This is a genomic window from Ruegeria sp. CG3 (assembly GCF_056537205.1).
Window position 1 is genome coordinate 187,000 of the sequence record NZ_JBQFRC010000001.1, and the last position, 16,092, is coordinate 203,091.

Genomic DNA, 16,092 nt, shown 5'->3' on the forward strand with positions numbered 1-16,092 from the left:
TTGCTCAGAAATCAGCTGACGATGGTCGCCTCGGTCGCCGCGCGCATCTCTTCTTCGCTGACGCCATCGGCCAGTTCGACGATCTTCAGGCCGCCTTCGACCACGTCCAGCACGCCCAGGTTGGTGATGATGCGGTCAACCACGCCCTTGCCGGTCAGCGGCAGGGTGCATTCCTTCAGCACCTTGCTGTCGCCGTGCTTGTTGGTGTGGTCCATCACCACGATGACCCGTCCGACCCCGGCCACCAGGTCCATGGCGCCGCCCATGCCCTTGACCAGCTTGCCCGGAATCATCCAGTTGGCCAGATCGCCTTTCTCGTCGACCTCCATCGCGCCCAAAATCGCCGCCGCAATCTTGCCGCCGCGGATCATGGCAAAGGACGTGGCGCTGTCGAAATAGGCGGTGCGGGGCAGTTCGGTGATGGTCTGCTTGCCGGCGTTGATCAGGTCGGGGTCCTCTTCGCCCTCATAGGGGAAGGGGCCCATACCCAGCATGCCATTTTCCGATTGCAGAGTGATGTCCTTGTCGCCCACATAGTTCGCCACCAGCGTCGGAATCCCGATGCCGAGGTTCACATACATGCCGTCTTCCAGTTCCTCGGCGGCACGCGCGGCCATCTGATTGCGGTCCCAGGGCATTACGCTTCCTCCTTCTTGCGGGTGGTGCGCTGTTCGATGCGCTTTTCGTGCTGACCTTGAATGACCCGGTGCACATAGATGCCGGGCAGGTGGATGCAATCCGGGTCCAGCGAACCGCGCGGCACGATCTCTTCGACCTCGGCCACGCAGATCTTGCCGCAGGTCGCCGCCGGCACGTTGAAGTTGCGGGCGGTCTTGCGGAACACCAGGTTGCCGGTGTCGTCGGCCTTCCATGCCTTGACGATGGCCAGATCGGCAAAGATCCCTTCCTCGAGGATGTAGGTCTCGCCGTTGAATTCCTTGTGCTCCTTGCCCTCGCCGATCACGGTGCCGACGCCGGTCTTGGTGTAGAAGCCCGGGATGCCCGCGCCACCGGCGCGCATGCGCTCGGCCAGGGTGCCTTGCGGGGTGAATTCCAGCTCAAGCTCGCCCGACAGGTACTGGCGCATGAACTCGGCGTTCTCGCCAACATACGAGCTGATCATCTTCTTGACCTGCCGCGTCTGCAGCAGGATGCCGATGCCGAAATCGTCGACGCCTGCGTTGTTCGAGGCAAAGGTCAGATCCTTTACGCCCGACTCCTTGATCGCCTGCAGCAGCAATTCGGGAATGCCGCACAGGCCGAACCCGCCGGCCGCGATCAGCATGCCATCCCGAAGTATCCCATCAAGGGCCTCGGTGGCATTGGCATAGACTTTCTTCATGGAAAACTCCCCCAATGACATGGTGATGGGCAGGTTGTGCCGCCACGTCATTGGGAAGTCAATGAAACCTGCGGGCGGGTGGTATTTCTACCTAGGTGCCGTGGGAGATGAGCTCGGATTCTCCAGCCGATATGGCCCGAGCTTCTCGCGCAAGGCCACGGACAGCGAGGGCCTGTGATAGATCCCCTTTCTTACCCAGCTATCAGTCAATTGAAACTGGCGTGTTTCGTTCCACCCCAGCATTTCATCGTGCGGCACGAGATACCAAAAGCCGTCACTAGGGAATGCCATCCAAATGTTTCGACCAATGTATCGTTTGTCGATGGTCCAGCGAGATTTCTGTTGTACAACCCTCAGATCGCCATCGATTTCCCGATAGGCGATCAAATCCACGCCTTCATCAAAAACAGGAATGAAAACGTTATAATTCAACCTCAATAGTGTTGAGCAAAGTTCATTTCTCAGGATGATTTCGTTTTTGCTCACTTTTCACCCCTCCGTCCTCTATTTACTCTTCTTCTTAGGCGCGGCCTTTTTGCGGGTGCCTTTCTTGGCCGCCTTCTCATTGACAAGTTCCACCGCCATTTCGGGCGTCACGTCCTCGGGCTTGATGTCCTTGGGCAGGGTCGCGTTGATCTTTTCCCACTTCACATAAGGCCCATAGCGCCCGTCCAGAACCTGGATCGCGCCGCCGTCGGGATGCTCGCCCAGTTCCTTCAGCGGTTTGGCCGCAGCCCGTCCGCGCCGCCCGGGATTGGCGCGTTTTTCCGCCAACAGTTCGACGGCGCGGTTCATGCCGATCTCGAACACGTCGTTGGGATCCTTGAGGTTGGCATAGACCGGCTTTGCCTCATCCGGCAGCTGATGCATGATATAGGGACCGAAGCGCCCGAAATTGGCGCTGATCATACCGCCCTCGGGGTGTTCGCCAATCTCGCGCGGCAGACTCAGAAGGGTCAGCGCCTTCTCAAGGTCCATGTCATCCTTGCTCCAACCCTTGGGCAAAGAGGCGCGCGGCGGTTTCTTGTTCTCGGGCGTGGCTTCGCCGCGCTGGACATAGGGGCCGAAGCGTCCGGATTTCAGCCAGATCTCATCCTCGCCATCCATGCCCAGCATGCGTTCCTCGCCCTCGGCGCCTTCACCGGCGATGGGGCGGGTATAGGTGCATTCGGGATAGTTCCCGCAGCCCACGAATCCGCCGGTCCGCGAGGTTTTCAGGTGCAGCCGTCCGACCCCGCATTTGGGGCAGATGCGCGGATCCGAGCCATCCTCGCGCAGGGGGTACAACTGCGGGGCCAGTGCCTCGTCCAGTTTGTCGAGCACTTCCGAAATCCGCAGCTCTGACGTCTCGGCGATCGCGGCCGAGAAATCGCGCCAGAACTTGGAAAGCAGGTCCTTGTAGTCGCGGGCGCCGGCGCTCACCTCGTCCAGCTGCTCTTCGAGGTTGGCAGTGAATTCGTATCCCACATACTGGCGGAAGAAATTCAGCAAGAAGATCGTGACGATCCGGCCCTTTTCCTCGGGGATCAGGCGGTTCTTGTCCTTGCGGACGTAACCGCGGTCCTGAATCGTGGTGACGATCGAGGCATAGGTCGAGGGTCGCCCGATGCCCAACTCCTCCATCCGTTTGACCAGGGTCGCCTCGGTATAGCGCGGCGGCGGCTGGGTGTGGTGTTGCAGCGCCAGAACCGCCTGGTTTTCCGACAGGATGGCCTTCTTGTCCGCGCCGTCGGCGGTGGCCTTGTCAAACTGATCCTTCAGCGTGGTCTTGGCAAAGCGCGCCGGATCACCCTGCATGATCTGGGGCAGGCGCTTGTCATCTTCGTCCTCGACATCGTCGCGGCCTTCTTCGTAGACGCGCATGAATCCGTCGAACAGCACGACCTGACCGGTGGCGCGCAGCCCCACCTGACCGTCATCGCTGCCGATTTCGACGGTCGTGCGTTCCAGCCGCGCAGCGGCCATCTGGCAGGCGATCGTACGTTTCCAGATCAGATCGTACAGCTTGCGCTGATCGTCATCCGACAGTTTCAGGGCGGCCGCATCCTTGGTCATGTCCGTGGGCCGGATGCATTCGTGCGCTTCCTGCGCATTCTTGGCCTTGTTCTTGTACATGCGCGGGCTGTCCGGCACGTATTCGGTACCGAACCGGTCCTTGATCGCGTCCCGCGTGGCGGCGACGGCCTCGGGCGCCATGTCGATGCCGTCGGTTCGCATGTATGTTATGTGCCCGGCCTCATACAAACGCTGCGCCACCTGCATCGCGTGGCGGGCGCCCATGCCGAATTTGCGGCTGGCTTCCTGCTGCAGGGTCGAGGTCATGAACGGGGCGCTGGGATTGCGCGCGGCTGGCTTCGCTTCGACCGAGGTCACGCTCAGTGCGCGGCTGGTGATGGCCTGCACCGCCAGTTCGGCCTGGGTGGCGTTGGCGATGTCATGCTTGTCCAGCTTCTTGCCGGCCAGCGTGACCAGCCGCGCTTCATAGGTCTGGCCGCGCGGCGTTTCGAACAGCGCCTTGACCGACCAGTATTCCACGGGCTTGAAGGCCTCGATCTCCATCTCGCGCTCGACGATCAGGCGCAGGCAGACCGATTGCACGCGTCCGGCCGATTTCGCGCCGGGCAGCTTGCGCCACAGAACCGGCGACAGGTTGAAGCCGACCAGGTAATCCAATGCGCGCCGGGCCAGATACGCCTCGACCAGCGGCATGTCCACCTCGCGCGGGTTCTGCATGGCCTTGGTCACCGCATCCTTGGTGATGGCGTTGAACGTCACGCGGCTGACGGCCGTATCCTTCTTGATCGAGCGGCGTTTGGTCAGCGCCTCCTGCAGGTGCCAACTGATCGCCTCGCCCTCGCGGTCGGGGTCGGTTGCCAGGATCAGCGCGTTGTCGTCCTTGAGCGCGTCGGCGATGGCCTTGACGTGTTTGCGGCTGTCCGTGCCGACCTCCCAAGTCATCGAAAACTCGTGGTCGGGATCCACCGATCCATCCTTCGGAGGAAGGTCGCGAACATGTCCGTAAGAGGCCAGGACCGTGTAGTCGGGGCCAAGGTATTTATTGATTGTTTTTGCTTTGGCCGGGGATTCTACAACAACTACAGGCATTTAGTTAAAAACCTCGCTCGACGGATTGGGCGCCTTCTATGGCCGTGCAAAATGTGTAGGGCAAGATGGATTTGTCAATGCACAGTCTGAAAGGCCCGAAATCCGGCCTAATTGAGACCAGCGGCCCGGGTTGGAACCACCTCGGCAGATTAGACGGCGAGGCTCAGCAACCCGCCCGGTTGGCGACGGATCAAACCATCCAGCTCCAGATCGGTCAAAGCGGGGCCGATCACGCTGGCGGGCGCATCGACATCCCGGATTAACTGGTCCTCGGCCAAAGGCGAAGGCCCCAACCGTTCCAGGATTCGGGCGTGGAGCGCCTCGGGAGGAGTGATTGTCTGCGCGACGGGCGCCGTGTCGGGGACAGGTTCGGGCGCTCTGCGCGGCTGCGGGGGCAGGGCGTCGATTACATCCTGCACGCAGCGCACAAGTGTGGCGCCTTCGCGGATCAGAAGATTACAGCCGGCGGCGCGGGCGTCGAACGGATGGCCGGGCACGGCAAGAACCTCGCGTCCCTGGTCCAGTGCGTCGCGCGCCGTGATGAGGCTGCCGGACTTGGCGGCAGCCTCGACGACGACGACGGCCTGAGACAGCCCTGATATGATCCGGTTGCGGCGAGGAAAGTGGCGGGCCTGCGGGGTCACGCCCATTGGTTGTTCGGAGATGCGCAGCCCTCTGGTCGCGATGTCGCGCGCCAGTTCCTTGTTTTCCGCCGGATAGATGATGTCGACGCCACCGGCCATGACTGCAACGGTTCCCGTTTGCAGCGTGGCCAGATGCGCGGCGGTGTCGACACCGCGGGCCAGGCCGGAGACGACTACATAGCCACTCTCACCCAGACCCCCTGCCAGAGCCCGCGCCATCCTGGTTCCCAAGGACGAACAGTTGCGGGCGCCGACAAGCGAGATCATCGGGCGCTGAAGCACCGAAACGTCGCCTATTGCCCAAAGCAGAGGAGGGGCATCGTTCAGATCGGTCAGTGCCATAGGATAGTCGGCGGCCCCAAGGCACAAAAGCCGCGCTTTGGCGGCTTTTGCGGCCTTGAGTTCCGCCTCGATGACGCCGGGCGGGCATATTTCATACCCTTCAATTCCGGCAGCGCGTGCCAATTCCGGCAACGCGGCCAGCGCATTCTGCGCCGAGCCATGTTCGTGCATCAGGCGCCGGAACGTTGCCGGGCCAACCTTGCGCGAGCGCAACAGGCGAAGCCAGGAAAACCGGTCCTCTTCCGTGGTGGGTGGGAGTGGGGGGTGATTGGAAGAAAGCTGCTCTTCGGTCATCCGTCGCTCCGCCTGATTGCAGAACTGGTTTACGGCGTGACGGGTTAACAGCTTGTGAATCGCAGAAAATTTTAGCGTGTTCCAGTGTGGGTTTCGCGGAATAGGCGCGCAAATCTTTGAAAGTAATAACTTTTCTCAGGCTTTCGTTTTCGATGCGCTACGGTTCATTCCTTTTGTGGCCGGCAGCACGGATTAACCATGGTGCCGGCCGCAAGCACACGATTCGCATCAGGCGGCCGATCCTCCGACCGTCAGCCCCTCCATCAGCACTGTGGGTTGACCCACACCCACGGGCACCCACTGACCGTCCTTGCCGCAGGTTCCCATGCCGGGATCCAGGGCCATGTCGTTGCCCAGACCCCGGATACGTTTCAACGCTGAAGGACCGTCGCCGATCAGCGTTGCGCCCTTGACCGGCGCGCCGATTTTGCCGTTCACGACCCGGTAGGCCTCGGTACAGCTGAACACGAATTTGCCGTTGGTGATGTCGACCTGGCCGCCGCCGAAACCCACGGCCCAGATGCCGTCCTTGATCTCGGCCACCAGATCCGCCGGGTTGGCATCGCCGCCCAGCATGATCGTGTTGGTCATGCGTGGCATCGGTTTGTGCGCATAGCTTTGCCGGCGCCCGTTGCCGGTGGGGGACACGCCCATCAGGCGCGCATTCTGCCGGTCCTGCATGTAGCCAGTCAGGATGCCGTCTTCGATCAGCACGGTGCGCGAGCTCGGTGTCCCCTCGTCATCCACGGTGATCGATCCGCGACGATCCGGGATCGTCCCGTCATCCACCACGGTCACGCCCTTGGAGGCGATCCGCTGCCCCATCAGCCCGGCAAAGGCCGAACTCCCCTTGCGGTTAAAGTCTCCTTCCAACCCATGCCCGATGGCCTCGTGCAGCAGGATGCCGGGCCAGCCGGGGCCCAATGCGACTTCCATCACGCCGGCCGGAGCGGCAACGGCGTCAAGGTTGACCAAAGCAATGCGCAGCGCCTCTCGGACCTTGTCCTGCCAATCGGACGGGTCAATCAGGCCGTCCAGACCAACGCGGCCACCACCTCCGGCCGATCCGCTTTCGCGCCGGCCGTTCTGTTCGACGATGACCGACACGTTCAGGCGGGTCATCGGACGAACGTCGCGTACCATGGTGCCATCGGGGCGGAGGATCTCGACCTCTTGCACGGACGCGGCGATCACGGCGCTGACTTGAACCACCCTGGGGTCCAGATCGCGCGCAAATCCGTCGATTTCGCGCAGAGTCTCGACCTTGACCGGGAAGCTGGCGGATTCGATCGGGTCCGCATCCGTATAAAGCTGCTTGTTTGTGCGCCTTGGCGCGTCGGCCAAAGTGCCTCCACCGTCACCAACCGCCAGCCGGGCGGTTTCCGCAGCACGTTTCAGCGAGGGCATTGATACATCGGTCGAGTGGGCATAACCGGCCACATCACCCTGCACTGCACGCAGCCCGAATCCCTCGGACGCATCGTAGGATGCGGTGCGCAGGCGCCCATCGTCAAAGGCAAGTGTTTCGGATTTCCGACGCTCTACAAACAGCTCGCCGTCTTCGGCCCCGGCGGTGGCCGAGCGCAGTACGGCCAGTGCCTCGTCATGCGGCAATGCGGTCTCGAACGGGCGAAACGGGGCTTGAGTCATGGGTTGCGGCCTTTCGCGTTTGATCCAGATCAAAAATAGCGTCTGTTTGACGCAAGCATTTTGCTTTATCTACCTCCCGGAATATGGTTTTTAACGCGGCCAAAGACAACGGGAGAGGTGTGACCGATTCACACCTGTTCGCCAGAGACGCAAAGATCAAACGATCAGGACAGAAAATGAAGAATGCTTTGATGCTTTCGGGGGTGTTCGCAGCCCTCTCCAGCCTTCCCGCCATGGCTCAGGATCTTGAGATCATCGGCAAGCCGGTCGACGGCGGCATAGGCTTCCAGCCGGCGGCCACCAGCCTGGCCGAAGGGATTCACCGCCTTGACGGTATGATTCTGGTTATCATCACCGCGATCTGTCTGCTGGTCGCAGGCCTGCTGGTATACTGCATCGTGCGCTACAACCAGCGTGTAAACCCGACCCCGGCGCGGTTCTCGCACTACACTCCGGTCGAAATCGCCTGGACCATCGGCCCGATCCTGATCCTGGTCTTCATCGGTGCGTTCTCGCTGCCGGTGCTGTTCAAGCAGCAGGAAATCCCCGAGGGTGATGTCGTCATCAAGGTGATCGGCAACCAGTGGTACTGGACCTATGAATATGTTGATCACGACTTTGCGTTCGACAGCTACCTGCTGGGTCACCCGGCAACCCTGGACGAAGGCGCACGCCCCGCCGATGCGGATGTGACCCCGTTCGTTCTCGACGATGCGATGCGCGCCAAGCTGGCCGACGCCGGCTACAGCGAGGATGAGTGGCTGCTGGCCACCGACACCGCCGTCGTGGTGCCCGTCAACAAGGTGGTCGTGATGCAGGTCACGGCGGCCGACGTGATCCACTCGTGGACGATCCCCGCGTTTGGCGTCAAACAGGACGGCGTTCCGGGCCGTCTGGCCGAGCTGTGGTTCCAGGCCGACAAGGAAGGCATCTACTTCGGCCAGTGCTCCGAGCTGTGCGGCAAGGACCACGCCTACATGCCGATCACCGTCAAAGTTGTCAGCGAAGAAGCCTACCAGGAGTGGCTGCAGGGCGCGTTGGACGAATATGCCGGCCAGCCGGCGTCGTTCCAGATCGCCTCGAACTGACGATCCCGGGGCCTGAGGCCCGATCGAAACCAAGGACAGGCTGCGCGGGCTTCGCGCAGCTTTCGCACCACAAGGACCTGACATGACGGACGCGAGCATCAATGCCAGCACACTTGCCGCACAATCCCGTGCGGACGAGGCCGGCTTTGGCGACTATTTCGCCCTGCTCAAGCCGCGGGTGATGTCGCTTGTCGTGTTCACCGCGTTGGTAGGTCTGCTGGCCGCACCTGTGCCGGTACATCCGTTCGTCGGCTTCTGCGCCATCCTGTTCATCGCCATCGGCGGCGGCGCCTCGGGCGCGCTGAACATGTGGTGGGATGCGGATATCGACAAGGTGATGAAGCGCACCAAGGGCCGTCCGATCCCGTCGGGCAAGGTCGAGCCCGGCGAGGCGATGGCACTGGGCCTGGCTCTGTCGGGTCTGTCGGTGATCATGCTGGGTTTGGCGACCAACTGGTTCGCGGGCGCGTTTCTGGCCTTTACCATCTTTTTCTATGTCGTGATCTACACGATGTGGCTCAAGCGCCTGACGCCGCAGAACATCGTGATAGGTGGCGCCGCGGGCGCCTTCCCGCCGGTAATCGGCTGGGTTGCCGCCACGGGTTCGATGACGCTCGAGCCGTGGCTGATGTTTGCCCTGACCTTCATGTGGACACCGCCGCATTTCTGGGCGCTGGCGCTGTTCATGCGCTCGGATTATGACGACGCCGGCGTGCCGATGCTGACAGTGACGCACGGACGCCGCGCCACGCGGACCCATATTCTGGTCTATACCGCATTGCTGGCTCTGCTGGCCGTGGGCACGGCGTTCTCGGGTATCGGTGGGCCAATTTACCTGGCTGTGGCCGTAGTGTTGAACGCTCTGTTCCTGCGGGGGGCATGGGCCATCTCGCGCCGCACCGAAGACGATGCCGAGGCGGACAAATTCAAGGTCGAGCGCAGCTTTTTCAAGCTGTCACTGCTGTACCTGTTCCTGCATTTCGGCGCGATTCTCGTCGAAGCGCTGCTGAAACCCTACGGGTTGGGAGGCTGGTCATGAGCCTGCGCAAAAGCCATGAGCTGCACCAGCGTCGTTTCGGCCGCAACCTGGGTGTTGGGCTGACGTTGGCGGCGTTCATCGTGATCATTTTCGGCCTGACCATAGTAAAGGTCTCGGGCAGCGATTTCGGCGTGCCCAGCGAGGAGGTTCAGAACTGATGGCTTTGAGCGGACCGCAGAAGACCGTTGCACAAACCGTTGGGCTGGTTGTTCTGATGGGCAGCCTGGCCTGGGCGGCCGTGCCGTTCTACGACTGGTTCTGCCGGGTCACCGGGTTCGGGGGCACCACGGGCGTTGCCGAGGCCACGCCCGACGATGTCCTCGACCGGGTGGTGACCGTTCGCTTCGACGCGTCCAAGGCCAAAGACATGCCGTGGGAGTTCAAACCCGTCGAGCGCGAGATGAAGGTGCGCATCGGTGAGACCGGTCTGGCCTTCTACGAAGCATACAACCCGACGGACAAGCCGGTTGCGGGACAGGCATCGTACAACGTGACGCCCTATTCCGCCGGTGGCTATTTCCAGAAGATCGCCTGTTTCTGCTTTGAAGAGCAGGTTCTGGAACCCGGTGAACGGGTCGAGATGCCCGTAACTTTCTTCGTCGACCCCGAAATGGTGGAAGACCCCGAAGCACAGTATGTTCATACGATCACGCTGTCGTATACATTCTACGAAATCGACCTGCCCGAGGGCTATGCCGCCCTGGATGCGCAGGCAGAAACAAACACGAACTAACGCCTGTAGGTGAGGGACGCTGATGGCACACGCAAAAAACCACGATTACCACATTCTGGCACCTTCGATCTGGCCGCTGATCGGCGCGATCGGTGGCTTCGTCATGCTGTTCGGAGCCGTCTTGTGGATGCACGGCATGACCTCCTTCGTGTTCTGGGGTGGTCTTGTGGCAGTTCTCTACACGATGTTTGCCTGGTGGTCCGAGGTCGTGGCCGAAAGCCGCGCGGGTGATCACACTCCGGTCGTCCGGATCGGGCTGCGCTACGGGTTCATCCTGTTCGTCATGTCCGAGGTGATGTTCTTCTTCGCCTGGTTCTGGTCGTTCTTCAAACATCGCATGTATCCGATGTACGACTATGCCGGCACCGAATACATCCAGCCTGACATCCACGCGGTGGACCCGTTCCACCTGCCGCTGATCAACACTCTGGTTCTGTTGCTGTCGGGCTGTGCGATCACTTGGGCGCACCACGCGCTGGTCCACGACAACGACCGCAAGGCGCTGATTCAGGGTCTCGCGATCGGTATCGTCCTGGGTATCGCCTTCACCTTCCTGCAGGCCTTCGAATACTATGAACTGCTGGCCCACGAAGGCTGGGAGTTCGGCGGCGATCAGTTCTACTCGAACTTCTTCATGGCAACCGGCTTCCACGGCGCACATGTGATCATCGGCACCATCTTCCTGACTGTCTGTCTGATCCGCGCGCTTCGTGGCGACTTTACCCCGGAGAAACACGTCGGGTTCGAGGCGGCCGCATGGTACTGGCACTTTGTCGACGTTGTCTGGCTGTTCCTGTTCTTCGCAGTCTACATCTGGGGTCAGGCACCGCTGATGTAACGCCCCGCGAGGCTGTCGAATTGCAAAAGCCGCCCCTCGGGGCGGCTTTTTCTCGATCAGGGGCGCAAGGGATTGCGCCCCGTACAATTGCAAGGTTGCATTTCCTTGCGCACAGACCGTAACAAGACGCCGGCTTGACCCCGAGCCGCTATGACACGCAACAAGGGCCAGACATGCGCCGCATCCTGTTTCTGCTGATTTTCGGACTCGCCGGGCTGGCGGTTCTTGTGTCTCTGGGCACTTGGCAGGTTCAGCGTCTGGCCTGGAAAGAGGGCATTCTGGCCGACATCGAAGCCCGGATCGCCGCCGATCCGGTGCCACTGCCCGAGGCTGTCGACCCCGAAGCTGACCGTTATCTGCCCGTCGAAGTATCGGGCGAGATGCTGCCCGGCGAAATCCATGTACTGGTTTCGGTCAAACAGGTCGGGCCGGGCTATCGGATCATCGCGCCATTCCGCACAGATGATCGCACGATCCTGGTGGACCGGGGCTTTGTGCCCACGACGGCCAAGCAGGCCGAACGCCAGATCGGCCCCATGCAGGTTGTCGGAAATCTGCATTGGCCGGATGAGATCGACAGCTATACCCCCGATCCGGACCCGGCGGGCAACATCTGGTTTGCCCGCGACGTGCCCGCGCTGGCCGATGCACTTGGGGCCGAACCGATCCTACTGGTTGCCCGCAGCCAGACCGATCCCGCCATCACGCCGCTGCCGGTGGATACGGCGGGTATTCCCAACGACCATCTGCAATACGCGGTGACATGGTTCGGCCTGGCGCTGGTCTGGGCCGCAATGACCGGATATTTCCTGTGGCGCGGCCGCGCCCCATCAGAAAGTGACGCGCAATGAAATATATCTCGACCCGCGGGCAGGCGCCCGAACTGAGCTTTGAAGAGGCGATGCTGACCGGTCTGGCCCGCGACGGCGGCCTGTACCTGCCTGCCGAGATTCCGGTTCTGAGTCAGGACGAGATCGCCGCGCTTGCCGGGCTGCCCTATGAAGAGATCGCGTTCCGCGTCATGTGGCCGTATGTCAGCGGCTCGTTCGCCGGGGACGAATTCAAAGAGATCATCGCCCGCGCCTATGCCGGGTTCGGCCATGATGCCCGCGCGCCTTTGAAGCAGCTGAACGAGAACCACTTTCTGCTGGAGCTGTTCCACGGGCCCACGCTGGCCTTCAAGGATTTCGCCATGCAGCTTATCGGCCAGCTGTTCCAGGTGGCGCTGAAGAGGCGGGGCGAACGTGTTACCATCGTCGGCGCCACCAGCGGCGACACAGGATCGGCCGCGATCGAGGCGTTCCGGGGGCTGGACGCGGTCGATGTGTTCATCCTGTTCCCGCATGGCCGCGTCTCCGAGGTGCAGCGCCGTCAGATGACCACACCCGCCGACAGCAACGTGCACGCGCTGGCCGTCGATGGCGATTTCGACGACTGTCAGGCCGCCGTGAAGGACATGTTCAACGATTTCGATTTCCGCGACGGGGTCAAGCTGGCGGGGGTGAACTCGATTAACTTTGCCCGCGTGCTGGCGCAAGTGGTTTATTATTTCTCGGCCGCGACCAGCCTGGGCGCGCCGCATCGCAAGGTCAGCTTCACGGTGCCCACCGGCAATTTCGGCGACATCTTCGCCGGCTATATCGCCAAGCGGATGGGTCTGCCCATCGACCGTCTGGTGGTGGCGACCAACCAGAACGACATCCTGCATCGCTGCCTGTCGGGGCAGGGCTATTTCAAGGGCGACACCATCCCCTCGATCAGCCCGTCGATGGACATTCAGGTCAGCTCGAACTTTGAGCGCGCGCTGTACTATGCCTATGGCGAGGACGGGCGGGCCGTGGCGCAGTTGATGGACGAGCTGAAACAGGGCGGCTTCCACGTCAGCCAAGGCGCGATGGAGGCCCTGCGCGAAAGCTTCGATTCGGGCCGTGTGTCCGAAGAGGAAACGCTCGCCACGATCAAATCCACGCTGGAACACAGCGCCGAGCTGGTCTGTCCGCACACTGCCGTGGGCATCAAGGTGGCCGAAGACACCCGCGCCGCCGATGTGCCGATGGTGACGCTGGCCACCGCGCACCCTGCGAAATTCCCCGCCGCGGTCGAGCAGGCCAGCGGTGTGCATCCGCCTCTTCCCTCGCGCATGTCCGATCTGTATGAACGTCCGGAACGGGTGACCCGCATCGCCAACCATCTGGGCGCCATCGAGGATCATATCAAAAGGCACATTGCTGAGTGACTGTCAGACTGGACCAACTAACAAACGGCTTTCGGATCGTCAGCGAACAGATGCCGGGGCTGCAATCGGCCGCCATCGGCATTTGGGTGACCGCCGGCGGGCGGCACGAGCGGATCGAACAGAACGGAATCGCGCATTTCCTCGAGCATATGGCCTTCAAGGGCACCGAGCGGCGCTCGGCCCTGCAGATCGCCGAGGCGATCGAGGATGTGGGCGGCTATATCAACGCCTATACCTCGCGCGAGGTGACGGCCTATTACGCCCGGGTGCTGAAGGATGACGTGGCGCTGGCGATGGACGTGATCGGCGACATTGTCCTGAACCCCGTCTTCGACCCGCGCGAGATCGAGGTTGAGCGCGGCGTGATCCTGCAGGAAATCGGACAGGCGCATGACACGCCCGACGATGTGATCTTTGACTGGCTGCAGGAACAGAGCTATCGCGACCAGCCGCTGGGCCGCACCATTCTGGGGCCGACCGAACGGGTCAGCGCCTTTTCGCGCGACGACCTGTCGGCCTTCGTGGCCGAGCACTATGCGCCCGATCAGATGATCCTGTCGGCGGCGGGCGCGGTCGATCATGACCAGTTGATGAAACTGGCCGAAGAGATGTTCGGCCATCTGCAACCCCGCAAGGGGCTGCTACCGGAACCCGCGCGGTTCACCGGCGGCGAGGCGCGGCGGGACAAGGCGCTGGAGCAGGCGCATTTTGCCCTGGCGCTGGAAAGCCCGGGCTATCGCAATAACGAGATCTATACCGCGCAGATCTATTCGACCGCGCTGGGCGGCGGCATGTCCTCGCGCCTGTTTCAGGAAGTGCGTGAGACCCGCGGGCTGTGCTATACGATCTTTGCCCAGACCGGCGCCTATGCCGACACGGGAACGACCACGATCTATGCCGGCACTTCGGCCGATCAGGTGGGCGAGCTGGCCACCATCACCATCGACGAGATGAAGCGCGCCGCCGAGGACATGAGCCCCGAGGAGGTTGCCCGCGCCCGCGTACAGATGAAGGCCGGGATGCTGATGGGGCTGGAAAGCCCTTCGAACCGGGCCGAACGTCTGGCCCGGCTGGTGCAGATATGGGGCCGTGTTCCGCCGCTCGAGGAAACCGTGGCCAAGATCGACGCGGTCAGCACCGCCGACGTCCGGGCCTTTGCCGAAAAGATGGCGGTTCAGGCTCCGGCAGCACTGGCGCTCTACGGACCTGTGGGTGGTGCGCCGACACTGGAGAGGCTGCAGGAGAGGCGCGCGGCGTGATGCTGTTGGGCAGACGCAGGCTGAAACTCGAGACCGAGCGGTTGAGCTTGCGCCCGCCCGTGCATTCCGACTTCAACGACTGGGCCGCGCTGCGGCTGGCCTCGCGCGAGTATCTGACCCCGTGGGAGCCGATCTGGGCCAAGGATCATCTGACCCGCAAATCGTTCACCAACCGTGTCTACTGGGCGCAACGCTCGGTGGCCAATGGCACGGCGGTTCCGCTGTTCCTCTTCCGCAGAACGGATGACATGCTGGTGGGCGCCATTACGCTGGACAACATCCGCCGGGGGCCGGCGCAGGCCGGAACGCTGGGCTATTGGACCGGGCAGGCCTTTGCCCGGCAGGGTTACATGCGCGAGGCCATCGGCGCCGTGGTGCATTACGCCTTTACCCGACTGGACCTGAGCCGGATCGAGGCCGCCTGCCTGCCGGAAAACGCCGCCTCTCGCGGGCTATTGGAAAGCTCGGGCTTCAAATACGAGGGCGTGGCGCAATCCTATCTGCAGATCAACGGGCGTTGGCGGACGCATGTGCTCTATGCGTCGCTGCGCTCGGACCGGCGCGGGCGGACGGACGCGGGCTAGGCCGCTCATTTGGCGTTGATACAGGCGGGACTGTGTCCGAAATCGGGGCCCCGTGACGTGACTCGGGTGCCGGATGCGCTAGACTACTCGACATGCGGAGTATTTTGGCGGGTCTGATCTTGCTGGCAGGAACGGCGGCGGCGCAGGAGCGTCGGCCGAGCCATTGCATTGCCATCGCCCAGAACACCCCTGGAATCCAGTATCTGCAGAAGGCGGCGTGGCAGGATCCGGTGCCCGAATTCTCGGTTCGGATCAGCTATGTCGCGCATGCGTCTTTTCTGATCCAAACACCCGGCGGGTTGAATGCGGTGACTGATTTCACCGGCTTCATCGGCGGCGCGGATCTGATCCCCGACATCGTGACGATGAATCACGCCCATGACACCCATTGGACCGCCTATCCCGATCCGGCCATCCCGCATGTGCTGCCGGGGTGGGGCGAGTTTGGGCAGGGCATCGAACACCACCTCGATCTGGGCGAATTGCTGGTGCGCAACGTCTCGACCGACATCCGGTCCGCTTACGGCGGAGTGGAAGAGCTCGGAAACTCGATCTTCGTGTTCGAGGTCGAAGGCCTGTGCATCGGCCATCTGGGGCATCTGCACCATGTGCCGTCCGACGAACAGTTCGCGGCCCTTGGGCGGCTGGACGTGGTCATGGCGGCGGTGGACGGGGGCACGACCATGCCCTTGCCCGAGATGATCTCGGTGCTGCAGCGGCTGAAAAGCTCGGTCATCATTCCGATGCACTGGTTCTCGGGATATTCGCTGGACCGGTTCCTGGCCGATATCCGATCCGATTTCCCGGTGCGCCGGGACGGGGTTTCGGAAATCGAAGTATCGCTGCGGACCCTGCCGGACCGTCCGACAGTGGTGGTGCTCGAGCCGCGATACCTGATGGAATTGGAATAAGCCTTGCCGTACGCAGCAGGCTTGGGC

16 protein-coding genes are annotated in these 16,092 nt (G+C 62.2%); 10 read left to right on the top strand and 6 right to left on the bottom strand.

Going from position 1 to position 16,092, the window contains the following annotated elements; all coding sequences use genetic code 11:
• Positions 1-11: 11 nt before the first annotated feature.
• From ACR0NB_RS00875 to tldD, 6 genes are all read right to left on the bottom strand, one after another.
• A complete protein-coding gene (locus tag ACR0NB_RS00875) occupies positions 12-638 on the bottom strand; it encodes a CoA transferase subunit B (protein ID WP_170337532.1) in 627 nt (208 codons plus the stop codon).
• A complete protein-coding gene (locus tag ACR0NB_RS00880) occupies positions 638-1,342 on the bottom strand; it encodes a CoA transferase subunit A (protein ID WP_480774708.1) in 705 nt (234 codons plus the stop codon). Before ACR0NB_RS00880 ends, ACR0NB_RS00875 begins: the two co-directional genes overlap by 1 nt.
• 87 nt (positions 1,343-1,429) lie before the next feature.
• Positions 1,430-1,828 carry a hypothetical protein gene (locus tag ACR0NB_RS00885; RefSeq protein ID WP_480774709.1) on the bottom strand — a complete coding sequence of 133 codons (399 nt, stop codon included), beginning with the start codon at positions 1,826-1,828 and terminating at the stop codon, positions 1,430-1,432.
• An 18-nt stretch (positions 1,829-1,846) separates the two neighbouring features.
• Entirely contained in the window at positions 1,847-4,447 is a 2,601-nt protein-coding gene (gene topA / locus ACR0NB_RS00890; RefSeq protein WP_480774710.1) for a type I DNA topoisomerase, read from the bottom strand.
• A 149-nt stretch (positions 4,448-4,596) separates the two neighbouring features.
• Positions 4,597-5,727, bottom strand: a complete 1,131-nt coding sequence (gene dprA / locus ACR0NB_RS00895) for a DNA-processing protein DprA (RefSeq protein WP_480774711.1) — start codon at positions 5,725-5,727, stop codon at positions 4,597-4,599.
• A 228-nt stretch (positions 5,728-5,955) separates the two neighbouring features.
• Positions 5,956-7,377, bottom strand: a complete 1,422-nt coding sequence (tldD, locus tag ACR0NB_RS00900; protein WP_170358198.1) for a metalloprotease TldD — start codon at positions 7,375-7,377, stop codon at positions 5,956-5,958.
• A gap of 176 nt (positions 7,378-7,553) precedes the next feature.
• Between tldD and coxB the strand changes: the two genes are divergently transcribed.
• The 10 genes from coxB (at position 7,554) to ACR0NB_RS00950 (ending at position 16,065) form a co-directional block, all read left to right on the top strand.
• Positions 7,554-8,465 (top strand): cytochrome c oxidase subunit II, encoded by a 912-nt coding sequence (gene coxB, locus ACR0NB_RS00905; RefSeq protein ID WP_480774712.1) that lies wholly within the window; start codon positions 7,554-7,556, stop codon positions 8,463-8,465.
• A gap of 82 nt (positions 8,466-8,547) precedes the next feature.
• A complete protein-coding gene (cyoE, locus tag ACR0NB_RS00910) occupies positions 8,548-9,504 on the top strand; it encodes a heme o synthase (protein WP_480774713.1) in 957 nt (318 codons plus the stop codon).
• Positions 9,501-9,662, top strand: a complete 162-nt coding sequence (locus ACR0NB_RS00915) for a hypothetical protein (protein WP_170337538.1) — start codon at positions 9,501-9,503, stop codon at positions 9,660-9,662. Before cyoE ends, ACR0NB_RS00915 begins: the two co-directional genes overlap by 4 nt.
• A complete protein-coding gene (locus tag ACR0NB_RS00920) occupies positions 9,662-10,237 on the top strand; it encodes a cytochrome c oxidase assembly protein (RefSeq protein WP_480774714.1) in 576 nt (191 codons plus the stop codon). Before ACR0NB_RS00915 ends, ACR0NB_RS00920 begins: the two co-directional genes overlap by 1 nt.
• A 22-nt stretch (positions 10,238-10,259) precedes the next feature.
• Positions 10,260-11,075 (top strand): cytochrome c oxidase subunit 3, encoded by an 816-nt coding sequence (locus ACR0NB_RS00925; RefSeq protein WP_093962747.1) that lies wholly within the window; start codon positions 10,260-10,262, stop codon positions 11,073-11,075.
• Between the two features lie 173 nt (positions 11,076-11,248).
• Positions 11,249-11,926 (top strand): SURF1 family protein, encoded by a 678-nt coding sequence (locus ACR0NB_RS00930; protein ID WP_170592221.1) that lies wholly within the window; start codon positions 11,249-11,251, stop codon positions 11,924-11,926.
• Positions 11,923-13,311, top strand: coding sequence for a threonine synthase (thrC, locus tag ACR0NB_RS00935; protein ID WP_480774715.1), 1,389 nt, complete (start codon positions 11,923-11,925; stop codon positions 13,309-13,311). The genes ACR0NB_RS00930 and thrC overlap by 4 nt, the downstream gene beginning before the upstream one ends.
• Positions 13,308-14,570, top strand: coding sequence for a M16 family metallopeptidase (locus tag ACR0NB_RS00940; protein WP_480774716.1), 1,263 nt, complete (start codon positions 13,308-13,310; stop codon positions 14,568-14,570). Before thrC ends, ACR0NB_RS00940 begins: the two co-directional genes overlap by 4 nt.
• The gene (locus ACR0NB_RS00945) at positions 14,570-15,154 is read left to right on the top strand and encodes a GNAT family N-acetyltransferase (protein ID WP_093962743.1); all 585 of its coding nucleotides are present in this window, start codon (positions 14,570-14,572) and stop codon (positions 15,152-15,154) included. Before ACR0NB_RS00940 ends, ACR0NB_RS00945 begins: the two co-directional genes overlap by 1 nt.
• A gap of 92 nt (positions 15,155-15,246) precedes the next feature.
• Positions 15,247-16,065: an MBL fold metallo-hydrolase gene (locus tag ACR0NB_RS00950; RefSeq protein ID WP_480774717.1), complete on the top strand. Its 819-nt coding sequence runs from the start codon at positions 15,247-15,249 to the stop codon at positions 16,063-16,065.
• Positions 16,066-16,092: the final 27 nt, after the last annotated feature.